This is a genomic window from Streptomyces sp. AJS327, assembly GCF_013450295.1.
Lineage (GTDB): Bacteria > Actinomycetota > Actinomycetes > Streptomycetales > Streptomycetaceae > Streptomyces.
The window spans coordinates 1,669,671-1,688,953 of record NZ_SKBR01000002.1; the positions used below are offsets into that span (position 1 = coordinate 1,669,671).

At 73.2% G+C, this 19,283-nt stretch carries 14 protein-coding genes; 6 read left to right on the forward strand and 8 right to left on the reverse strand.

Going from position 1 to position 19,283, the window contains the following annotated elements:
* Positions 1–74: 74 nt before the first annotated feature.
* Together E0L36_RS16585 and E0L36_RS16590 are read right to left on the reverse strand one after the other, a co-directional pair.
* Entirely contained in the window at positions 75–1,346 is a 1,272-nt protein-coding gene (locus E0L36_RS16585) for an MFS transporter (RefSeq protein ID WP_180929784.1), read from the reverse strand.
* A gap of 87 nt (positions 1,347–1,433) precedes the next feature.
* Complete coding sequence (locus tag E0L36_RS16590) at positions 1,434–1,592, reverse strand: hypothetical protein (RefSeq protein WP_180929785.1); 159 nt, start codon at positions 1,590–1,592, stop codon at positions 1,434–1,436.
* 96 nt (positions 1,593–1,688) lie between these two features.
* Between E0L36_RS16590 and E0L36_RS16595 the strand changes: the two genes are divergently transcribed.
* From E0L36_RS16595 to E0L36_RS16605, 3 genes are all read left to right on the forward strand, one after another.
* On the forward strand, positions 1,689–2,573 hold the full coding sequence (locus E0L36_RS16595) for a LysR family transcriptional regulator (RefSeq protein WP_180929786.1): 885 nt from the start codon (positions 1,689–1,691) through the stop codon (positions 2,571–2,573).
* A gap of 340 nt (positions 2,574–2,913) precedes the next feature.
* Complete coding sequence (locus E0L36_RS16600) at positions 2,914–3,447, forward strand: DinB family protein (protein ID WP_180929787.1); 534 nt, start codon at positions 2,914–2,916, stop codon at positions 3,445–3,447.
* A gap of 339 nt (positions 3,448–3,786) precedes the next feature.
* Positions 3,787–4,572 (forward strand): SDR family NAD(P)-dependent oxidoreductase, encoded by a 786-nt coding sequence (locus E0L36_RS16605; RefSeq protein WP_180929788.1) that lies wholly within the window; start codon positions 3,787–3,789, stop codon positions 4,570–4,572.
* A 78-nt stretch (positions 4,573–4,650) separates the two neighbouring features.
* Here E0L36_RS16605 and E0L36_RS16610 read toward each other — a convergent pair whose 3' ends face one another.
* The 3 genes from E0L36_RS16610 to E0L36_RS16620 all read right to left on the reverse strand — a co-directional run bounded on the left by E0L36_RS16610 (position 4,651) and on the right by E0L36_RS16620 (position 8,297).
* Positions 4,651–5,547, reverse strand: a complete 897-nt coding sequence (locus tag E0L36_RS16610; protein WP_180929789.1) for a geranyl diphosphate 2-C-methyltransferase — start codon at positions 5,545–5,547, stop codon at positions 4,651–4,653.
* 3 nt (positions 5,548–5,550) lie between these two features.
* Entirely contained in the window at positions 5,551–6,771 is a 1,221-nt protein-coding gene (locus tag E0L36_RS16615) for a family 2 encapsulin nanocompartment cargo protein terpene cyclase (RefSeq protein WP_374705551.1), read from the reverse strand.
* Between the two features lie 113 nt (positions 6,772–6,884).
* Positions 6,885–8,297, reverse strand: coding sequence for a family 2B encapsulin nanocompartment shell protein (locus tag E0L36_RS16620; RefSeq protein ID WP_180929791.1), 1,413 nt, complete (start codon positions 8,295–8,297; stop codon positions 6,885–6,887).
* A gap of 358 nt (positions 8,298–8,655) precedes the next feature.
* On the opposite strand from E0L36_RS16620, the gene E0L36_RS16625 reads away from it, so the two are divergent.
* Positions 8,656–9,570, forward strand: a complete 915-nt coding sequence (locus E0L36_RS16625) for an aminoglycoside phosphotransferase family protein (protein WP_180929792.1) — start codon at positions 8,656–8,658, stop codon at positions 9,568–9,570.
* 88 nt (positions 9,571–9,658) lie between these two features.
* On the opposite strand, the gene E0L36_RS16630 is transcribed toward E0L36_RS16625, so the two are convergent.
* Both E0L36_RS16630 and E0L36_RS16635 read right to left on the reverse strand, forming a co-directional pair.
* Positions 9,659–11,455: an acyl-CoA dehydrogenase gene (locus E0L36_RS16630; protein WP_308416780.1), complete on the reverse strand. Its 1,797-nt coding sequence runs from the start codon at positions 11,453–11,455 to the stop codon at positions 9,659–9,661.
* A 140-nt stretch (positions 11,456–11,595) separates the two neighbouring features.
* A complete protein-coding gene (locus E0L36_RS16635) occupies positions 11,596–12,105 on the reverse strand; it encodes a MarR family winged helix-turn-helix transcriptional regulator (protein WP_180929793.1) in 510 nt (169 codons plus the stop codon).
* A 479-nt stretch (positions 12,106–12,584) separates the two neighbouring features.
* Here E0L36_RS16635 and E0L36_RS16640 point away from each other — a divergent pair, with 479 nt between their 5' ends.
* Positions 12,585–13,367 carry a thioesterase II family protein gene (locus E0L36_RS16640; protein ID WP_180929794.1) on the forward strand — a complete coding sequence of 261 codons (783 nt, stop codon included), beginning with the start codon at positions 12,585–12,587 and terminating at the stop codon, positions 13,365–13,367.
* Positions 13,368–13,627: 260 nt separating this feature from the next.
* Here the strand turns inward: E0L36_RS16640 and E0L36_RS16645 are convergent, their stop codons facing one another.
* Entirely contained in the window at positions 13,628–16,492 is a 2,865-nt protein-coding gene (locus E0L36_RS16645) for a LuxR family transcriptional regulator (protein WP_180929795.1), read from the reverse strand.
* An 892-nt stretch (positions 16,493–17,384) separates the two neighbouring features.
* Here E0L36_RS16645 and E0L36_RS16650 point away from each other — a divergent pair.
* Positions 17,385–18,782, forward strand: coding sequence for an FAD-dependent oxidoreductase (locus E0L36_RS16650; protein ID WP_308416781.1), 1,398 nt, complete (start codon positions 17,385–17,387; stop codon positions 18,780–18,782).
* The last annotated feature ends 501 nt before the right edge of the window (positions 18,783–19,283 follow it).

Here is a 19,283-nt window from a genome sequence, read left to right on the forward strand (position 1 = left end):
CCCTCGGCCCGGACCACCAGCGAGGGCTGGATCGTCCCTGGCCAACACCGGTGCGGGGGAGGGTTCTGCGGGGGTCACGGCCTCCGGCCGCCGCGGGGTGGGACGGCGAGCAGGGGAAGGAGGGTGAGGGCGAGGGCGCCGCCGGTGAGGGCGAGGGCGGGGTAGCTGGTGGCGGCGACCATGAGGCCGGAGGCCATGCCGCCGGTGGCTCCGGCGATGGCGATGGCGACGTCGACCAGGCCCTGGGTCCTGGCGCGGGTGGCCAGGGGCACGGTGTCGGTGATGATCGCGGTGCCGGAGACGAGGCCGAAGTTCCAGCCCAGGCCCAGCAGGACGAGCGCGAGGGCGAGGAGGGCGACGGAGTCGCCGGGGGCCGCGGCGCCGACGAGACCGGCGGCCAGCAGGGTGACGCCGGAGGCGGCGGCGATCCGCGTGCGGCCGTAGCGGTCGACGAGCCAGCCGGTGAGCGGGGAGGGCAGGTACATGGCGCCGACGTGCAGGGCGATGACGAGGCCGGAGGCGCCGGTACCGTGGCCGTGGTCGTGCATGTGGACCGGCGTCATCGTCATGATCGCGACCATGACGAGCTGGGTGAGGACCATGACCAGCGCGCCGAGGGCCACCCCGCCGCGACCCCGGTCCGCCTCGGCGCCGCCGGTGGCGGACGGGGCGTCGGCGGCCCGGGCCTCGCGCTCGGCGAGGGCGCGGGCCAGGAGCAGCGGGTCGGGCTTGAGGCGGAGGGCGAGGACGAGCGCGGCCAGCGCGTAGGCGACGCCCGAGAGGATGAAGGGCCCGGCGAGGTGGGGGATCCCGAGGGTCTCGGCGAAGGTGCCGGTGGGCGCGGCGAGGTTGGGCCCGACGACGCCGCCGAGCGTGGTGGCGACCAGCACGGTGGACACGGCCCGGCCGCGGCGGCCGGGGGCGGCCAGATCGGCGCCCGCGTAGCGGGCCTGGAGGTTGGTGGCGGTCCCGGCACCGTAGACGAACAGCGAGACGAACAGCAGAACCGGACTGTCCAGCACGGCGGCGAGGATGACGCCCGCGGAGCCGAGGGCGCCGGCGAGGTATCCGGCCGCGAGGCCGGGGCGGCGCCCTCGGGCCTGGGAGACCCGGCCGACGACGACCGCGGCCAGCGCGGAGCCCGCGGTGAACAGGGCGCTGGGCAGCCCGGCGAGATGGGTGCCGCCGAGCATGTCCTGGGCGAGGAGGGCGCCGACGGTGATGCCCGCGGCGAGTCCGGCTCCGCTGAGGATCTGGGAGGCGACCAGGACGCGCAGGACCTCGCGCTGCGCCCGCGCGGGATCGGGTATCGGGGCCGTCGTGCTGGCGGGTTCGGTGCGGGTCATGTTCTCTTCCGGAGCGGGGCCACGGGCACGGGGGACGGCGGCCCGGACGGCGCGGGGTTCGGTGCGGGTGGGCGCGCGAGGGGCGCGTCAGGTGGCGTCGGTGGTGCGGGCGGAGTCGGCGGCCGGGCCGCCGGTCCTCTCCCGGGCCGCCCACACGGGGTTCCGGGACGGATCCGGCGCGGTCACGGCCGGGGCCGCGGCACCGTCCGGCATGGGCGCCTCCTCCGCGAGCGGATCGCTGCTCATAAGTTCTCGTTATGCTGACTCGACGGAGATCCACCCTAGGCCTGGGCGAATTCGCCAGGTAGGGGACGGCCGTGAATGGAGCGATACACAGTGGCTATGGCCGATCGGCTGAACCCCGAAGGGCTGCGGTACGCGCGGGCGGTCGCGGAGACGAAGTCGTTCAGCGCCGCCGCCCGCGCCTACGGCGTGACCCAGCCCGCGCTGTCGAACGGCATCGCCAAGCTGGAGGAGCGCCTGGGCGAGAAGCTGTTCGACCGCTCCCCGCGCGGCGTGACCCGGACGGCGTTCGGGGCCCGTGTCCTGCCCCTGATCGAGCGGGCCCTCGACGCCCTCGACGCCGTCACGGCGGAGGCCGGGCGGCTCACGGACGTGGGCGGGCGGAAGATCCGCATGGGCCTCTCCCCGCTGATCGGCTCCCATCTGGTCGCCCGCGCCTTCAGCATGGTGCAGGACCTTCCCACGCCGCGCGATCTCGTGCTGCGCGAGGCCAACATGCGGGAGCTGCGCGACGGCCTGAGCGCGGGCGAGCTGGACGTCATCCTGATCCCGGCCGTGACCGCGATGCCGCGCTTCGAGCACCGCGTCATCGACGTCGAGCCGATCGTCGTCGTCAGCCCCGACACCGTGGAGACGGCACCGCTCGAACTGGAGGAGGCCGGTAAGGAGCGCTTCATCCTCGTACCGGACGCCTGTGGCCTGACCACGTTCACCACCCAGCTCTTCCGGGCGCACGAGCTGCCCCTGCGTACATATCCCGGTGAGGCCGCCAGCTACCAGGTCCTGGAGGACTGGACGAAGCTGGGCCTGGGCTCGGCCATGGTCCCCCGCTCCAAGCTCACCTCGCCCGGCGTCCCCCACCGGCCGCTGCTGGACGAGGGCCGCGAGGTGCGGATCTCCTTCGAGGCGGCCTGGAGCGCCGACTCCCCGCTCGCCGCGGACCTGACGCACCTCGCCGACCGTCTCGCGTCGGTCCGCCGCTAGCCATGCGCGGCGCCTATCGCCCGATTCAGCGGCGGCCCCTACCGGCGCCCGCCCGCCGTGCCTAACGTGGCGGGCACGTCGCGGAGTCCGCGGCACCGCACCACCCGCCGAACGAGAGGCAGCACCATGGCGTACCGGGAAGTCCCCGCGCGGCCGACCCCCAGGAGCGCTCCGCCCCCGGCCGGGCACGGGACGCACCAGCGGCCCGCCCCCGCCTCCGGCGCCACGGCGCACCCGGCGAAGGGACTCCCGCTCCGTGGCGCGCTCGGCGAACCGTCCGCACGGCCGGAGGCGCACCCCGACGTGCGCCCCCACGCCACCCACTGAACCCGGCGGCGTCATGTACGAGACCCAGGACCTGCTCCGCGAGTACGACCGGGCCCGCGCCTACACCGACGAGCTGTGGAAGGACCTCACCCCGGACGAGGTGACCTGGCGCCCGCACGAGGACTCCAGCGCCATCGGCTGGCACCTCGGCCACCAGGCCCACGTCGCCCACTTCATGATCCGCAACCTCACCGCCGCCGAGCCCAGCCCCGACCCGGAACTGGACGCGCTCATGGACTCGGCCACCCCCGAGAGGTTCCGCGGCGCGCTGCCCACCGTCGAACGGCTCACCGCGTTCCGCGACACCGTCGCCGACCGCGTGCACGCCCGCGTCGGCGACGTCGCCGCCGGTGCGGTCGGCGCCCCGGCCCAGCTCACCGTGGTCGCCCACCACCTCCTGGTCGCGCTCATCAACCACGAGTACCAGCACGACCAGTGGATCAGCGAGGTCCGCGCCGACGACCTCGGCCACGCCCTCCCGCCCGACCCCGTCTCGGACCGGCTCAGCCGCGTCGACGGCTACCTGGTCTGCGACCCCTTCGCCTGACACCCCACCGCGTACGCGGTGTCAGGCGCCCCATCGTGACCCCTGCCCGGGCGGTCCGCCCGCGGTCCGCCCCCCCACCCGACTCCCGCTGTCCACCGGCCGGTTCGCCCGGCTGACCCCTCCTGCCCGGACGGCCCCCGGCTCCCCGCGAGTGGACCGGGCCGAACCGGGGCGACGGGCAGCGGGCGCGGGTCGGCCCACCGCGTGCGCCTCGCGCGGGTCCCCCGACCGTGCCGCCCCCGAGCCGACGGCCGCTCGCCCGCGCCCCTCGTCCCGCCCCCGGGGCACCTCGACGTCCCCGAGCCCACCGGAAGAAACCACCGGAAACAGGAGCATCACATGCCCAGCGTCACCACCCCCGACCTCACCGGCCAGAAGGTCGTCGTCATCGGCGGCAGCAGCGGCATAGGGCACGCCGTCGCCCGCCATGTCCTCGACGCCGGTGGCAGCGCCGTCATCACCGGCCGCGCCCGGGCCCGGGTCGACAGGGCGGCGGCCGCCCTGTCCGCGCACGGCGACGCCGTCGGCCTGACGGCCGACCTCACCGACCGCGCGGCCGTCGACGCTCTGCGCCTCCGTCTCACCGAGGACCACGCCGACGCCACCCTCCTCGTCAACGCCGCCGGGGTGTTCGCCCCCAAGCCCTTCCTGGAACACGATGCCCGCGACTACGACCGCTACCAGGACCTCAACCGGGCCTTCTTCTTCCTCACCCAGACCGTGGCCACCAACATGATCGCCCGCGCCGCGCGGGGCTCCGTCGTCACCATCGGCTCCATGTGGGCCCACCAGGCCGTCGCCGCGACGCCCTCCTCGGCCTACTCGATGGCCAAGGCGGCCCTGCACTCCCTCACCCGGAACCTCGCGCTGGAACTCGGCCCGTACGGCATCCGCGTCAACGCCGTCGCCCCCGCGGTCGTGCGCACACCCATCTACGAGGAGTTCATCCCCGCGTCCGACCTCGACTCCGTCCTCGACGGCTTCGACGCCTTCCACCCCCTCGGCCGGACCGGCACCGCCGATGACGTGGCGGCCACCGTCGCCTTCCTGCTGTCGAACCGGACCGACTGGGTCACCGGCGCCGTCTGGGACGTCGACGGCGGTGTGATGGCCGGCCGCAACTGACCGGCCGTCATCCTGGCCTGACGCGCCAGTGCCGGGTCCGTCACCCGACGGACCCGGCACTGGCGGGTGGTGGCGGGATCAGACGCGGTCGGCCGCGATCAGCAGGTACTGGAAGGAACCGTCCTTGTAGGAGTTGATGAACGCCTCCTCGATTCCGGTGACCAGCGAGGACGTTGCCCGCAGCTCCCAGTAGGGGAGGGTCGCGGGCGTCAGGTCGACGACGGCCTGGGGTACGAGCCGGTTGTCCGCCATCGCACGCAGGTACTCGCGGCGGGAGTGGATGTTGCACTCGAAGTGCGCGTTGATCTGGGAGACCCACTTGGAGGGCTGGCCGTAACGCGGGTTCCAGCAGCCCGTGATGGTCACGTAGCGCCCGCCGATTTCCAGTACGCGGGAGTGCTCGGCGAACAGGTCGTGCAGGTCGACGTACATCGTCGACTCGTTGTTCCACGAGCCACGGACCTGCCCCGTGCCGAAGGGCATGTCGAGCATGTTGCAGGCGCGGGCGTGCACGTGGTTCTCGATGCCGAGTTCGCGGGCTCGCCGGTTGGCGAAGTCGGCCTGCTTGGCCGACAGGGTGACGCCCTCGACACGGCAGCCGAACCGCTGGTGGGCCATCACCATCGAACCGCCCCGACCGCAGCCGGCGTCCACGAGCGTGGCGTCGCTCCGGACCTCGCCGAGGTGGTCCATGAGCACGTCGGCCTGCGCGGACTCCAGCCGGTGGAGCTCGGCGATCAGCCTCTTCTCGTACGCGCTGTCGTCGGGGTTCCCGAGGGCGGTGTGGTCGACCTCACCGATCCCGTAGTGGTGGTGGTAGAGCCCGTCGACGTCGCCGAGGCGCAGGTTCACGGGCCTGGCCTCCTGGTCCCAGTAGCGGGCGATGTCGCCCTGGTAGGGCGACGCGGGAGTGAGCAGGAACCCGGCGGTGCTCTCGATGGTCGTGTGCTCGATGCTGGTCACGCGTGTATCCATTTCTTACCAGAAGTCGGGCAGGCTGTAGCGGTAGGTGTTGGTCTGGTGCCAGTAGTGGTTGCCGTCGACCCAGGCGGCCACCCCCCGCAGGAAGCGCGGCACGGTCGGTACCGGGCAGGCGGTGGCCAGGCTGGCGGCCTCGGCCTCGAAGGCGCGCATGAGGTCGTTGTGGACCTCGACGGCCTTCAGGTAGGCGTCGCGCTCGGACAGGTCCTCGCGCTGTGCGATCACCACGGGCAGGTTCAGGTGCGTGCCGGGGCTCTTGAGCTCCTTGGTGTACGAGTACAGGTCGTTGACGATGGTGGTCGCGTTGCCGGCGAGCGCGATGACCCGTTGCATGGCCGGCTGGGCGTGCAGGTCGGCCGGGAGTTCGTAGCCGCCCACGGTGTCGGTGATGGTGGGGCAGGGGCGGAAGTTGTTGAACTGGCGCATCGCCAGGTACTCCCACACCTCGGGCATGTACTCCGTCTGGGCCCAGGCGGCCTCCGCCAGGTATCCCAGGTGCAGACGGGCCATGTCGTGCCGGTACCGGTCGGCCTGGGAGGCGGTGGACTGCCGGAGGAAGTAGTCCATGGCGGAGTGGTAGGCGCGGCGGGGAGCGTCCGACCGGAGCGACTCCACCCACGCCGGTTCGTACTCCTTCGTGGTGTGCAGCGGGTCGAGGGCGGTGTGTGCCAGCAGGAGACGGCCGCCGAGGCCGACGGGTGAGCCGCCGTGGTCCTCGCAGTAGCAGTCGTCGACCGCGTTCTCGGCGACCATCAGCCGGGTGGCGACCATCAGGTGGTCGATGGTGGGGGCGTCCGGATGGCAGGCGACCATGTACCGGCCGACGGAGAAGCCGTCGAACTGGTCCTCCCACTCCGGTGGGACCGCCTGAACCTCGTCCACGGCCCAGGACCTGACCCGCCGGCTGACCTCCTCGACCCGCGCCGGGTCCGGCTCCGGAACCGGGTGGTGGTAGAGGCCCGGTACCGGCTGACCGGCCGCCGGCTCGCGCTCCGGCGACACGTCCGGGGCCGCGTCCGTGTCCGCGCACTCCGCGTCCGGGGCCAGCCGCAGACCGGTCGTGCCCAGACCGGTCGGGCCGCCGAGCACCCGCTCCAGGGCGGAACGCGGGGCGTGCGCCGCGCCGTCACCGCCGCCTACGGGAGCGGGAGCCGGAGCGGGGAAGGGAGGGGAGGGCGGGCCCGGCAGGGAGAGCCGGGCGGACGGCGGAAGGGACATTCCGGAAGGGGGCATCCGCGGCTCCTCGTTGGGGTGGATGGACTGTCCCGGGTCCCCCGGGCGGGTTCGCCCGGCCCCGGGGACCGGGTCGTCGTGGGCCGTCATACCGTCAGCTAGCCGCGGGCGCGGGCGATCTGCACGTTCTCCAGTACGCCGAGCGCGTCAGGCACCAGGACGGCGGCCGAGTAGTAGGTGCTGACCAGGTACGAGATGATCGCCTGCTCACTGATGCCCATGAAGCGCACCGACAGGCCCGGCTCGCACTCGTCCGGCAGGCCGGTCCGGTGCAGGCCGATGACGCCCTGGTCGTCCTCGCCCGTCCGCATGGCCAGGATCGAGCTGGTGCCCTCCTCGCTGATGGGGATCTTGTTGCAGGGGAGGATCGGCACGCCACGCCAGGCCGGGACCTGCTGCCCCCCGAGGTCGACGTGGGCGGGATACAGCCCGCAGGCGTTGAACCCGCGCCCGATCGCCGCGATCGTCCGGGGGTGCGCGAGGAAGATCCTGGTACCGCGGCGGCGGGAGAGCAGTTCGTCGAGGTCGTCCGGGGTGGGCGGACCGGAGTGGGGCTGGATGCGCTGCTTGAAGTCGGCGTTGTGGAGCAGCCCGAACTCCCGGTTGTTCACCATCTCGTACTCCTGGCGCTCGCGCAGGGCCTCGACGGTGAGCCGGAGCTGTTCCTCGGTCTGGTTCATCGGGTCGTTGTAGAGATCGGCGACCCGGGTGTGCACCCGCAGAACGGTCTGCGCGACGGAGAGTTCGTACTCCCGCGGGTTGAGTTCGTAGTCGACGAAGGTGCCGGGCAGCTCCTTCTCGCCGGTGTGCCCCGAGGACATCGCGATGTCCGCCTCGCCTCGCCGGTTCTGCGGCTGACGGGGCAGCCTGCTGAACCTCTCGACGTGTTCCCGGAGGTTCGGCGCCTGGGACAGCACACTGGCGAAGTCGCCCCGGGACAGGGTCAGCAGGGTTCCCGAGGTCGCCGCGGTGGCCGTGCAGTCCCACACCGCGCCGTCGTCCAGCAGGGCGCTCTCCCCGAACCGGTCACCGTCGGCGAGGACCGCGACACGGACCTCGTCGTCGTACTTGCCGGGGCAGGTGCGGTGGATCCGGCCGTGGGCGATCAGGTGGATCTGCTCGGCGGGGGCACCGCGCTCCACCAGCACCTCACCGGCGCGGAAGTCGCGCTGCACGCACCGGTCGGCGATCGTGGTCAGCACGTCCACGTCGTCGAAGCCGCGGAGCAGGGCCAGTTCGCCGAGTTCGCGGGGGAGCACCCGGACGGTGGCGCCGTCCTGGAGGAACTCGATCCGCCCGTCGCCGACGGTGTAGCTCAGCCGGCGGTTCACCCGGTAGGTGCCGCCCTTCACCTCGACCCAGGGGAGCGCCCGCAGCAGCCACCGGGAGGTGATGCCCTGCATCTGCGGGACGGTCTTGGTCGTGGTGGCGAGGTTGCGGGCGGCGGCGGTACCCAGGCTGGAGGGCTGGGGTGGGTCCAGTTGTGCTTCCTGACTGGTTTCGGTGGTCATCGGAGACTCGCTTTCGTGGGGTGACGAGGGCGTACGCGAGGCGCGGACCAGGGCGCGAAAAAAGGGGAACTCACAGATATGGATGGACAATTCGCGCCGATCCGCGGAGGACCGTAGCAACCGGCGCCGCCGTCACGTCTCTGATGCCGGGCGTGTTCGTCGCGGCTACGCCGATCCAGCGCGCACGGCCCGCAACTGACCCATCACGATGACTTTTGGAATGTGGGATGTTCCGACGCCGCCCGCCCCGACAGCGCTGCTCCGCCCCGCTGTTCCGACCCCAGGCCTTCGCTGTCACACACGGCGCGGCGACGGGTGGTGGCGGCAGGCGTGGCGGGGGCGGCTAGCGTTGGCGCGTATGAGCGTCACCGACACGGAGATCACCGCGGAGCTGGTCCGGGACCTGCTGCGCGACCAGCATCCGGACCTGGCCGACCGCCCGTTGGAGCTGGGCGCGCGGGGCTGGGACAACCAGCTGTGGCGGCTCGGCGACGATCTCGCCGTCCGGCTGCCCTGGGCGACGGACTCCGCCGACCTGCTGGTGCGCACGGAGTTCGCCTGGCTGCCCTCCCTCGCTCCGCGGCTTCCGCTGCCGGTGCCGGTTCCGTGCCGTCTCGGGGAGCCGTCCGAGCGGTTCCCACGGCCCTGGATCGTCACCACCTGGGTGCCGGGCACGCCCGCCGACCGCGCCCCCGTCACCCGTGGCGCCGAGTCCGCCGACACACTGGCCGCCTTCCTCACGGCGCTGCACCAGCCCGCTCCCGAGGGGGCGCCCGTGGGCCGTGGCCGGGGCGGACCGTTGGCGGACGTCGCCGGGCCGTTCGCCGAACAGCTCGCCAAGGCGACCGAGTTGGGGCTGATCGACGAGCCGGACGCCGTCCGCGCCGTCTGGGAGGACGCGGTCACCGCACCCGAGTGGACGGGGCCCGCGCTGTGGCTCCACGCCGACCTGCACCCGGCCAACGTGCTCACCACCGGCGGCGCCCTCCACGGCGTGGTCGACTTCGGCGACCTCTGCGCGGGCGATCCCGCCAGCGACCTCTCCGCCGTCTGGAACCTGCTGCCGGACGGTGTCCTCGTCCGGTTCCACGACGCCTACCGGCCCGCCGTGGACGCCGCGACCCTGCGCCGCGCCCGCGGCTGGGCGCTGGCCCGCGCCCTCGTCGGCATCCTCGTCGGGGACGCCGGTGACCACGGGCGCCCCGGCGGCAAACCCACATGGGGCCCGCCCGGGCACGCCGCGCTGCGCCGCCTCCTCGCCACGCCCCGCTGAACGACCGGCTGCCGCCCCACGGTTCACCTCCTCCGGGGCGACTCCGGCCGGCGGCCGCCGGTCAGGTCCGGGTGCGGCCGAGGGCCGGTCAGGCGCCGCTGAGCATCGGCAGGGAGGCGAGGTGCTCCTCGGGGACGTCGAACGCCTCGGTGAGGGTGCTGAGGTGGGGCGCCAGCCGCGCGGTGACGCGCTGGACGGCTCCGGGCAGGCCGCGCACGTGGCCGGGCGTGAGCACCCCCTCGGCCAGGAGCGTTCCGCTGTCCCGACTGACGTGGGCCAGGAGGAACAGGCCGCACAGGTTCTCCAGGACCGGCCGGGTGGCCGGGGCCGCGCAGCGCGCGCTGGCCTCGGCGAAGGCGTCGGCGGCCTGGCCGAGGGCGTGGGCGTCGACGAGCGACAGGGCGGCGGCCGACGCGTGGTTCCAGCGGCCGAGGGCGTCCCGTTCGTGGCTGTTCCGCAGGTCGTGACGGGCGGCCAGGTGCCGGTGGCGCTCGGTGGCGCGCAGCGCCTCGCGGAGGAACGCGGGGTCCGTCAGCGACTCCTCGCCGGTGGCGGGCGTGGGCGGGGGCGCGGCCGGATGATCGAAGATCATCTCGGCTCCGGCCTTGCACCACACGGCGAGGTTGTCGCCCTCGGCGGTGATGGCCCCGTCGGCGTTGGCGGCGAACTCGGCGAGCCCGTTGACGGGTAACAGCCCCTGGGCGCCGCAGCGTTCCCGGCACTCGGTGACGATCTCCCGGGCCCGCCAGGTGATCCACCCCTTGGCGACGGCCACGAGGCGCTCCGCCCGGGCCCGGTCCTCGGGCGGGTGGGAGACCCACCGCTCCGTGACGCGGCGGTGCCAGAAGGTCATGGCGTAGGCGGTGGCCACCTGGTCGAGGAGGCGGGAGTGGTGGCTGCGGTGCGCGGCCAGCGGAACCCGCGTGCCCGAGCGCGGACCGGAGATGTGCCGGGTGTGCGCGTACCGGACGGCGGTGGCCAGCGCGGCCCGGCTGCCGCCGAGGGTGCTCGTGCTCATGCAGAGCTTCCCGACCGTCACGCGACGGATGGCGTGCAGGAACCGCTTGCGTGGGTTGCCCAGTTGACTGTTCAGCGTGCCGTCCGGCGTGAGGTGGCCGTGCGGCCCCTGGAGGAGCGCGGAGCGCGGCAGCCGGACGTGCTCGAAGCTGGTGACGCAGTGGTCCACCGGGCTGCCGATCCGCTCCGGCAGGGCGGTCACCGTCACCCCGGGGAGGGCGCCGGTGTGGTCGCTCAGCGGGGTGAGGAACAGGAAGACGCCCTGGTCCCGGCCGTCCAGTTCCAGCCGGGCGGCCACCACGGCGGACTTCGGGCCGCCCGCCGGGCTGGTGTTGGGCATGTACTTGCGCGCGCCGGGGTGCGGGGTGTGCAGGTCGAACTCGTCCCGTTCCCGGTCGTAGCGGGCCACGGTCTCCAGGGCCGCCGCGTCGTTCCCGTGCGCGTACTCGGTACACAGGAACGTCCCGACGCGTTCCAGCGAGAGGAACGCGCCCAGGTCCCGCGCGGGCGAGAGGGTGCCGTCGAGCAGGCTGCCGAGGAACAGGTTGAAGTGGATCCCGGCCACGGTCGCGGTGGCGCCGTCGACCGCCGAGGCCCACTCGTGCAGCGCGGCCAGCTCGCGCGGGTCCCGCGCCAGCCGCTCGGCCGACGGCAGGCCCTCGTTGAGGGCGCGCAGCCGCCGGTATGAGAGGTCCCACCGCTCCTCGTGCCCCATGCCGGAGCGGTACCGGAACAGCTCGGCCGAGACGGCGCGTCGCCAGTGACCGTGGACGTCCGGACCCCGCGTTCCGTCGAGGAAGAGCAGCCGGGTCAGTTCGGCGCGGTCCGGGCAGGTGTGAGAGGGCATGTGGGCGGGGGTGATGAGCACGGTGGGCCAACGTACGAGGACGTGGGGCGGGAACCTCCCTTCCCAGCCATCCCACGCGCCCGCCCGGAGCCCGGCACGGACCCCGCACCGGGCGGACACACCACGATCAGCACGCCCCCGGGGCGCGGGGTCAGGAGAGGTCAGGTGAGAGGGGCGGGGGAGGGGCCCGGACGCCGGGCACCCCGGTGCTGTTCGCCGATCGCCCGCCGGATGCGCTCGCTGGCGGTGACGAAGGCGTCCACGCTCCGCTCGTCGAGATCGCGGGCGGACGCCCGCTCCAGCGCGGCCCACATCTCCTCGATCGGCCCGCGCATCGCCCGGCCCTTCTCGGTCAGCCACACGCGTACCGCCCGGCGGTCGTGCTCGGCGGGCTCCCGGCGCAACAACCCGGCCTCCTGCATCCGCCGCAGCGCCTTGGAGACGGTGGAGTGGTCGAGCCCCACGGCCGACAGCAGCTCGGACTGGGTCTGGCCGTCCCGCTCCAGCAGCCGCATCAGCAGCAGTTCCTGACCGGGATGCAGGCCCAGCCCCCGGAGGAGTTCACCGGCGAAGGCGCGATGGGTGCGCGCCAGCGCGAAGATCTCGAAACTGAGCCGTCCCACGGGTACGGAACCGGCCGGGCGGCTGTCCTCGGGGCACTCCGCGCTCATATCCCACCTCTCCTCGCGGCCAGCGGGCCGTTCACCGGCGTCCGCGCGTCGTCCACGCCTCCGGCCACCCCTGCCGGGACGGGGCCGCCGGACCCGCGGCCGTGGGCCGGGGCGCGGCGCCCACCGCGGACGGTCGGCCAGGCACGCGGAGGATACCCCGCGCGGCGCCGCGGGTGAGCCGTTTCCGATCCCGGTCCCGCCCAACCGTCCCGCACGGTGTGAACACCGCCCGCGACCACGGCTGTTGCCCACCCGCGCGCCCCGCGCGTGGGCGGCGGGCGCGCACCGGGCGCGCCACCGGTACCCCGCGCGATCGCCGCGCGCCCGCTAGCGCCCCCGGTCCGCGGGCGGAGCGAGAAGTGGGGTACCGAACGGGCCCGGGTAGGGGGAATAGGGGTTCTGTCCGGCGGGTGGCAGCCCGTACTGTGGCGATCATCGAAGCTCAACGCGCCCGTCGTCGCAGGAGGTAGGGCACCGTCATGTCCGTCGCACCCGGTCAGCACGACACCTGGTTCCGCAGGTTCGGGCAGGCGTCGCCCGACGCCGTGAAGCTCGTCGCGCTGCCGCACGCTGGAGGATCAGCGCCTTATTTCATGCCGCTCGCCCGGGTGTTGACCCCCGAGCTGGACGTGGTCTGCGCGCAGTACCCCGGCCGCCAGGACCGCCACCGGGAACCGCTCGTCGACACCGTCGACGCCCTCGCGGACCAGCTGTACGAGGCGCTGATCACCGAACCGTCCCGTCGGTTGGTCCTCTTCGGGCACAGTATGGGCGCGGTCCTCGCCTACGAGATGGCCCGGCGCCTCGAACGGGACGGCGGCGGTGAGCTGTTGGGCGTCATCGCCTCCGGACGGCGCTCTCCGTCCCGGTATCGCGAGGAGACCGTGCACCAGCGGGACGACGACGGACTCATCGCCGAGATCCGCGAACTGAGCGGTACCGACCCGGGCGTGCTGGACGACGAGGAACTGCTGCGCATGGTGCTGCCCGCACTGCGCGCCGACTACCGCGCCATCGAGACCTACCAGCACCAGCCGGGCGACCCGCTGCGCTCGCCCATCACCACCCTGACCGGGGAGAGCGACGCCCGGGTGTCGCTAGAGGAGGCCCGCGCCTGGGAGGAGCTGACCAGCGGCGCCTTCCGGTTCCAGTCCTTCCCCGGCGGCCACTTCTACCTCAACGGCCAGCAGGCCGCCGTCACCCAGGCGATCCGGGACAGCGTCACGGCCTTCCAGGAGACCACGGCCCCGGCCCAGCCCTGAGGCCCCGCCCGGGCGGGGCCTGGTCACCAGCCGTGAGGCCGGAAGCCGCGCCACCCCACGACGCCCGGCCTCGTCCCTCCGGGCCCATTCCCCCTGTGGGCCCGGACGAGGAGGGCCGGGGACCAGCGCACCGACGCCGGTCCCCGGCCCAACCCTCCTCCGCCGTACGCGGTAACACCGCCTGGACACCCGGGAGTTCGGCTGTCAGCACCCACCGGACGGAACCCACGGGAGAGACGGCGCCCACCGGGGCGACGGCCTCAGCCGTCGGCGTGCGGGACGCCCGCCCGCACCGCGGCCAGCCGCTTCGCCAGCTCGGTCCGGTGCTTGACGTCCAACTTCCGGTAGACCCGGGTGAGATGCTGCTCGACGGTGCTCACCGTGATGAACAGCTTGCCGGAGATCTGCCGGTTGGTGTGCCCCTGCGCCGCGAGGGTCGCCACCCGCCGCTCCGCCTGACTGAGCCCACCGGGGTGCTGCCGCTGAGCCGACGGGGTGGCGGCGGCCCGTAGACTGACCTCGGCCGTCGTCCGGCCGGTGCGCTGCGCCGTCTGCGGAGCACCGGTGACCTGGGCCAGCCGCTCCTCCCGTGGCGGAAGGGGACGCGACTCGGCGGAGGTGGCCGCCCGGGCCGAACTCGTCCCGCCGCCCGCCAGCGCGCGGGCCAACTCGACCCGGTCACCGCAGCCTTCCAGCAGCTCTATCGCCTGTCGCAGCAGCGGAGCACCGTGTTCGGGCGGGCGGAGCCCGGCGAGCAGCCGCAGCGCGGTACCCCTGGTCCGGTCGTCGACCACCCGCTCCTCGCTCAGCTGCTCCTCCAGCAGCCGCGTCGCCTCACCGTGCTCCCCGTAGGTCAGCCGCACCCGGGCCAGGTCCAGCCGCCACGGGACGAGGGCGGCCGTGTCCATCCGCCAGGTGGTGGCCTCCTGACCACACCAGTGCAGATCGTCGAGGGCCGCGCGCCGCCGCCCCGCCGCCAGGTGGAAGCGGGCGCGGGCCGACAGGTAGTGCAGGCCGACCGGGGTGCGGAACGCCTCGGCGGGTACGGGCTTCGCCAGCCACCGCACCGCGTCCTCGAAGCGGTTGGTCTCCGTCGCCGTGCCGACCAGGGTGCTCAGCGGCGCGGCCACCGCGATGCCCCACGCCTGCGGGGTGATCACCGACAGGGCCGCCCTGGCCTGTTCGTCCGCCTCCCCGAGGAGTCCCAGCCGCAGCGCCGCCTCACCGCGGATGGCGTGCACGATCGCCTTCCAGGTGGGGGCGTGCCCCAGCGCGGGACGCTTCAGCAGCGCCCGTGTCCAGTCCGCCGCCAGGTCGGGCCGCCCCGAGTAGAGCAGCGCCAGCAGCGGCGCGGCCATCAGCCCCAGCGCGCCGTCGTCGGCCATGTAGCGCCGGATCATCAGCTCCGCGTTGGGAGCCGTGTCGGGGCGGGCCCGCTCGGGGATGAGCGCGTCGGCGAGCAGGGTCATGGTGTCCAGCTGGCGTCCGGTCTCCGAGGTCGCCACATCGCCGTCCGCGACCTTCCCGGCGGCCGCCCGCTCCCGCGGATAGCGGTCGGGGAAGGCGAGGGAGATCCGCAGCCGGGCGGCGGCGAGCTGGGCACGCACCTCCGGATCCCGTTCCTCCCGCCCGGCCACCGACCGCTCGATGGCGCAGGCCGTGTCCGTCCGGCCGTGCCACAGCAGCGCCGGAACCGCGTTCAGCGCCGCCGGGTCGTACGTGGCCGCGTCGGCGCCCGGTGTGGTCAGCGCCTCCAGGTCGGCGGCGAGGGACAGCGGGTTGATCTGCCAGCGGGCGCGCACCAGCATCGAGTCCGTCGCCGACCACCGGCCACGGTTCGCCTCCGGGCGGTGGATGAGCCGAAGACAGGTACCGGCGACGTCCGGGCGTCCCGCGGCCAGCGCCTGGGCCGCGGCGTCCCGCAACGCCACCTGGGCCCAGGCCGGTTCGGCCCAGTCCGCGGCGACGAGGTGCTGCGCCGTCACCCCCGGCTCGGCTCCGTGGTCGTGCAGCAACTCGGCCGCGCGCCGGTGCAGTTGGCACCGCACCTCGGAGGAGAGATCGGCCAGTATCGCCCGCGCCACGCGGGGGTGCCGCAGCTCCGTGCCCTTCACCAGCCCGGAACGACGGAGGAGTTGCATCGACTGGACGACGTACTCCGGGGCGACCCTCAGGAACCGCACCAGTACCTCGTGGGTGACCGGCCGCCCGAAGACCGCCAGTGCCTGCGCGGTGTCGCGCACCTCCGGCTCGTGCCGGTAGAGGCAGCGCAGTACCGCCTGGTCGAAGGTGCTGTGGACCCCGGTCGCATCCGCCGGGACACCGACCTCCCAGCCGCTCCTGGACGGCGCCTCGCCCGGCCCGGTGGGCGGCTCGGGGGCGTCGTCGTCGAGGAGGGAGCGCATCAGCAGCGGACTGCCGCCGGTCAGCGTGAGCGCCTCCCGCGCGATCCGCAGCCGGCTCAGGGGGGAGGGGTGCGTGTGGGCCAGCTCGGTGAGGGCCTCGTCGGACAGCGGGCCGAGGCGCAGCCGGGAGACATGGGGCTGACTCAGCAACTCGGCCTGGAAGTGCGGGTAGGAGCACCGCAGCATCGGGGACTCGGTGAGGACGGTCAGAACCTGCTTGTGCCGGGTCCGGCGTATCAGGTACAGCAGGCAGCGCAGGGACTCGGAGTCCGCGTGCTGGACGTCGTCGACCATGAGGACGAGCGGTGCGGGACCGGCCAGGCGCGCCAGGGAACCGAGCAGTTCCTGCACGGTGGTGGGGGTTCGCCGGGAGGGGGCGTCCCGGGGTGGAGGGGTGCTGGCCGACTCGTCATGAGGGGTGAGGGGGAGGTGGCGGACGGCCGTGGCGATCTCCTGGATCGCGATCCGGGTGAGCCCGGAGCTGTCGATGAGCTGGTCCATCACCCCGAACGGCAGCGTGCGTTCGGCCTGTGACCCCGTGGCACTCAGCACGTGGACGGGGTGGGCGGCCACCTGCGAGGCGAAGGTCTCCAGCAGCGCGGTCTTACCGCTGCCGACCGCCCCGCTGACCACGATGACCTTGCCCTCCTGCTGACCGGCGCAGTCGTCGAACGCCGCACGAAGATGTGCGAGTTGTGCTCCCCGCTGAGTCAGTACCACTCGTCGTTCCCCCTTGCGTAACACGGCGCGCCACGACGCGCCGGGCCATTCCCTGTTGCCGCCACTCGTCAGGTGGCACCGGTCCAACGCTCCGGATCAGATAGGTGTACGGCGTGGCACGAGCGGCCGACGGCGGAGTACCGGGGTCAGCCGGCGCGTCCTTCTTCTTCTCCTCGACCGGCGTTCTCCCGGACGGTCAACTCCACGGTGGTGGGCCATCCGGCGCGACGGGACCGGATGAACACGACACCGATACTTGACAGTTGAACCGTGTGTTCCGGGTGTCACAGTGGGTAGAACATCCGTCGCCGCCATCCGTCACACTGCCGACGCTCACCTCCGCGCCCACCGGTTGTCCGCCAATAGACCATTTTGGTCGGGCCATTGGCACGGGGGCGCACACCGGTAGCCGTTCGTTGGATCCCCTTCGTCAGACACAGCCTACAGCCCCGACTTTTCCATCGGCTTACCGAAGCGTTACCCATGGGCAACAACGCGGTGGTGGCATAAACGGAGTGGTGCATTCCCAACCCCGGAATACCCAACTTAGGGGTTGACATAATGCGGGGTACTCCTCTGCCGGCATGCCACCACCTCTCCACCGGTCGCCCAACCCCCCTGTCGCGGAGGGAGATGGCTGACCAAACACCCTGGCCAGGGCGGCACCTCCACGTCACTCCGGCCGATGGCCGAGGAGCGCGCGCCGCTTAACTCCCCTTCCGGGCCAGGCCACTCGCGGCCGGACGCGCCCCAACGCGCGCGTAGGGGGACGGGAGATGGGCGGAGGTTAGGGGTTGGTGGCCCGGAGGTCCCTCAATAGATTCGGGAGACCAGTCTGGAAGATCCACTCCAGACGTCGGGCATGCCATGAAAAACGGGAAGGAACCCCCCTGTGTCGACGAAGCCCACCCACGGCGTGGTGCTCGGTGGCGGCCTCGCTGGAATGCTGGCAGCCCGAGTGCTCCGCCGGCATCTCGACCGGGTCACCGTTATCGACCGCGACGAACTCCCTCCAGGACCCGAACTGCGCAAGGGAGTTCCGCAGGCCCGCCACGCGCACCTGATGTGGTCCGGTGGCGCCCGTCTCATCGAGTCCCTCCTCCCCGGCACCACCGAGCGCCTGCTCTCGGCTGGCGCCCACCGGGTCGGCGTCCAGGCCGACATGGTCAGCATGTCGGCCTACGGGTGGCAGCGGCGCTTCCCCGAGACCCAGTTCATGCTCGCGGCCAGCCGCCCTCTCCTGGACTGGGTCATCCGGGACCAGGTGCTCGCTGACGAGGGCGTCACCGTGCTCGCCGAGACCGAGGTCGCCGGGTTCCAGGGTTCCGACGCGCACGTCGACGCCGTCACCGTCCGGCCCCGGGGCGGGGACACCTCCACCACCCACGCCGCCGACGTGGTCGTCGACGCGACCGGCCGTGGGTCCCGGCTGCGGCACTGGATCAGCCCCCTCGGCGTCGCGGAGCCGGAGGAGGAGGTCGTCGACTCCGGCATCACCTACTCCACCCGGGTCTACCGCGCCCCCGAACGGGCCGCCGCCAAGTTCCCCGTGGTCAGCGTCTACTCCGACTACCGGGTCGACGTCCCAGGGCAGAGCGGTCTCATCCTGCCCGTCGAGAACGGCCAGTGGATCGTCACCCTCTCCGGGACGCGGGGCGGCGAACCCCCCACGGACGACGCCGGGTTCACCGCCTTCGCGGAGGGCCTGCGGCACCCGCTCGTCGCGCAGGTCCTGGCGACCGCCGAGCCCATAGGCCCGGTGCGCGGCTCGCGCAGCACCGCCAACCGCCGTACGCACTACGACCGGCTCGACCGTTGGCCGGACAACCTCGTCGTCATCGGGGACGCCTTCGCCGCGTTCAACCCCATCTACGGCCACGGGATGAGTTCAGCCGCCCGCGGCGCGGCGACCCTGGACCGCACCCTCCGCCGCCGTCTCGGCAAGCCGGACATGGCCGCCACCGCGATGAAGGGCATCGCGAAGGCCGTTGACGACCCGTGGATTCTGGCCGCCTCCCAGGACGTGTTCTACCCAGAGTGCCGGGTCGACGCGAAGGACCCCCGGCTGTCCGAGGACCTGCACCGGCGCCAGGACTTCGCGGAGGTCGTCGGCACCGCCGCGCTCGCCGACCCGGTCATCGGCGCCGCCTCCGCTGGGGTCGCCACCCTGGCCGCGCCCGCGGACAGCCTCCAGGCGCCCTCGGTGGTCAACGCCCTCCGGAAGGGGGCCGCGTACCCGCAGCTGACCGAGCCCCCCATCACGGATGAGGAGTGGGCCCTGCTGCGTTGACCGGCGGAGCGACCCGGGGACTGCCACCGCGGTGAACTACCGCACGCTGGTCAACGTCCCCGTATCGCGGACCCGTTGGGGCCCCTGGGGCCCACACCCGCCCACGCTGTGGTCCGGCCACCCGGTTCCGTCCGGAACGGTGGCCGGAGCATCTGCGTGCCGGGAGAACGCGGAGTCGGGACACCCTCAGCCGGTAGCGGCCGGTAGGGGAGACGGAGGAGTGTCCGGAAGTGCCAACCCTCCGGGAGGGGATGCGCTTCCCCACTCCCGAGGCCCCCATCACCCCCATGTACCTCCGGGGCAGGACGTGACCACGCGGGGGCGATGGGTGATGACCGGAGTGACCGCTCGGCCCTGTCGCCATCAGAACCCGCCGCGTCGCCATCAGAACCCGCCGCCGTCAGCCGCCGGACAGGTAGAAGCCGCGCCACCTGGCATCCGACGGTGACGCGGCTCCATCCCGGCCACTCCCCGCGTGGGTGGGATGGCCGGTGCGTGGGG

Coding starts and splice junctions, on each gene's coding strand:
- E0L36_RS16585 (WP_180929784.1), bottom strand. CDS start 1,346: ATGACCCGCACCGAACCCGCCAGCACGACGGCCCCGATACCCGATCCC.
- E0L36_RS16590 (WP_180929785.1), bottom strand. CDS start 1,592: ATGAGCAGCGATCCGCTCGCGGAGGAGGCGCCCATGCCGGACGGTGCC.
- E0L36_RS16595 (WP_180929786.1), top strand. CDS start 1,689: ATGGCCGATCGGCTGAACCCCGAAGGGCTGCGGTACGCGCGGGCGGTC.
- E0L36_RS16600 (WP_180929787.1), top strand. CDS start 2,914: ATGTACGAGACCCAGGACCTGCTCCGCGAGTACGACCGGGCCCGCGCC.
- E0L36_RS16605 (WP_180929788.1), top strand. CDS start 3,787: ATGCCCAGCGTCACCACCCCCGACCTCACCGGCCAGAAGGTCGTCGTC.
- E0L36_RS16610 (WP_180929789.1), bottom strand. CDS start 5,547: ATGGATACACGCGTGACCAGCATCGAGCACACGACCATCGAGAGCACC.
- E0L36_RS16615 (WP_374705551.1), bottom strand. CDS start 6,771: ATGTCCCTTCCGCCGTCCGCCCGGCTCTCCCTGCCGGGCCCGCCCTCC.
- E0L36_RS16620 (WP_180929791.1), bottom strand. CDS start 8,297: ATGACCACCGAAACCAGTCAGGAAGCACAACTGGACCCACCCCAGCCC.
- E0L36_RS16625 (WP_180929792.1), top strand. CDS start 8,656: ATGAGCGTCACCGACACGGAGATCACCGCGGAGCTGGTCCGGGACCTG.
- E0L36_RS16635 (WP_180929793.1), bottom strand. CDS start 12,105: ATGAGCGCGGAGTGCCCCGAGGACAGCCGCCCGGCCGGTTCCGTACCC.
- E0L36_RS16640 (WP_180929794.1), top strand. CDS start 12,585: ATGTCCGTCGCACCCGGTCAGCACGACACCTGGTTCCGCAGGTTCGGG.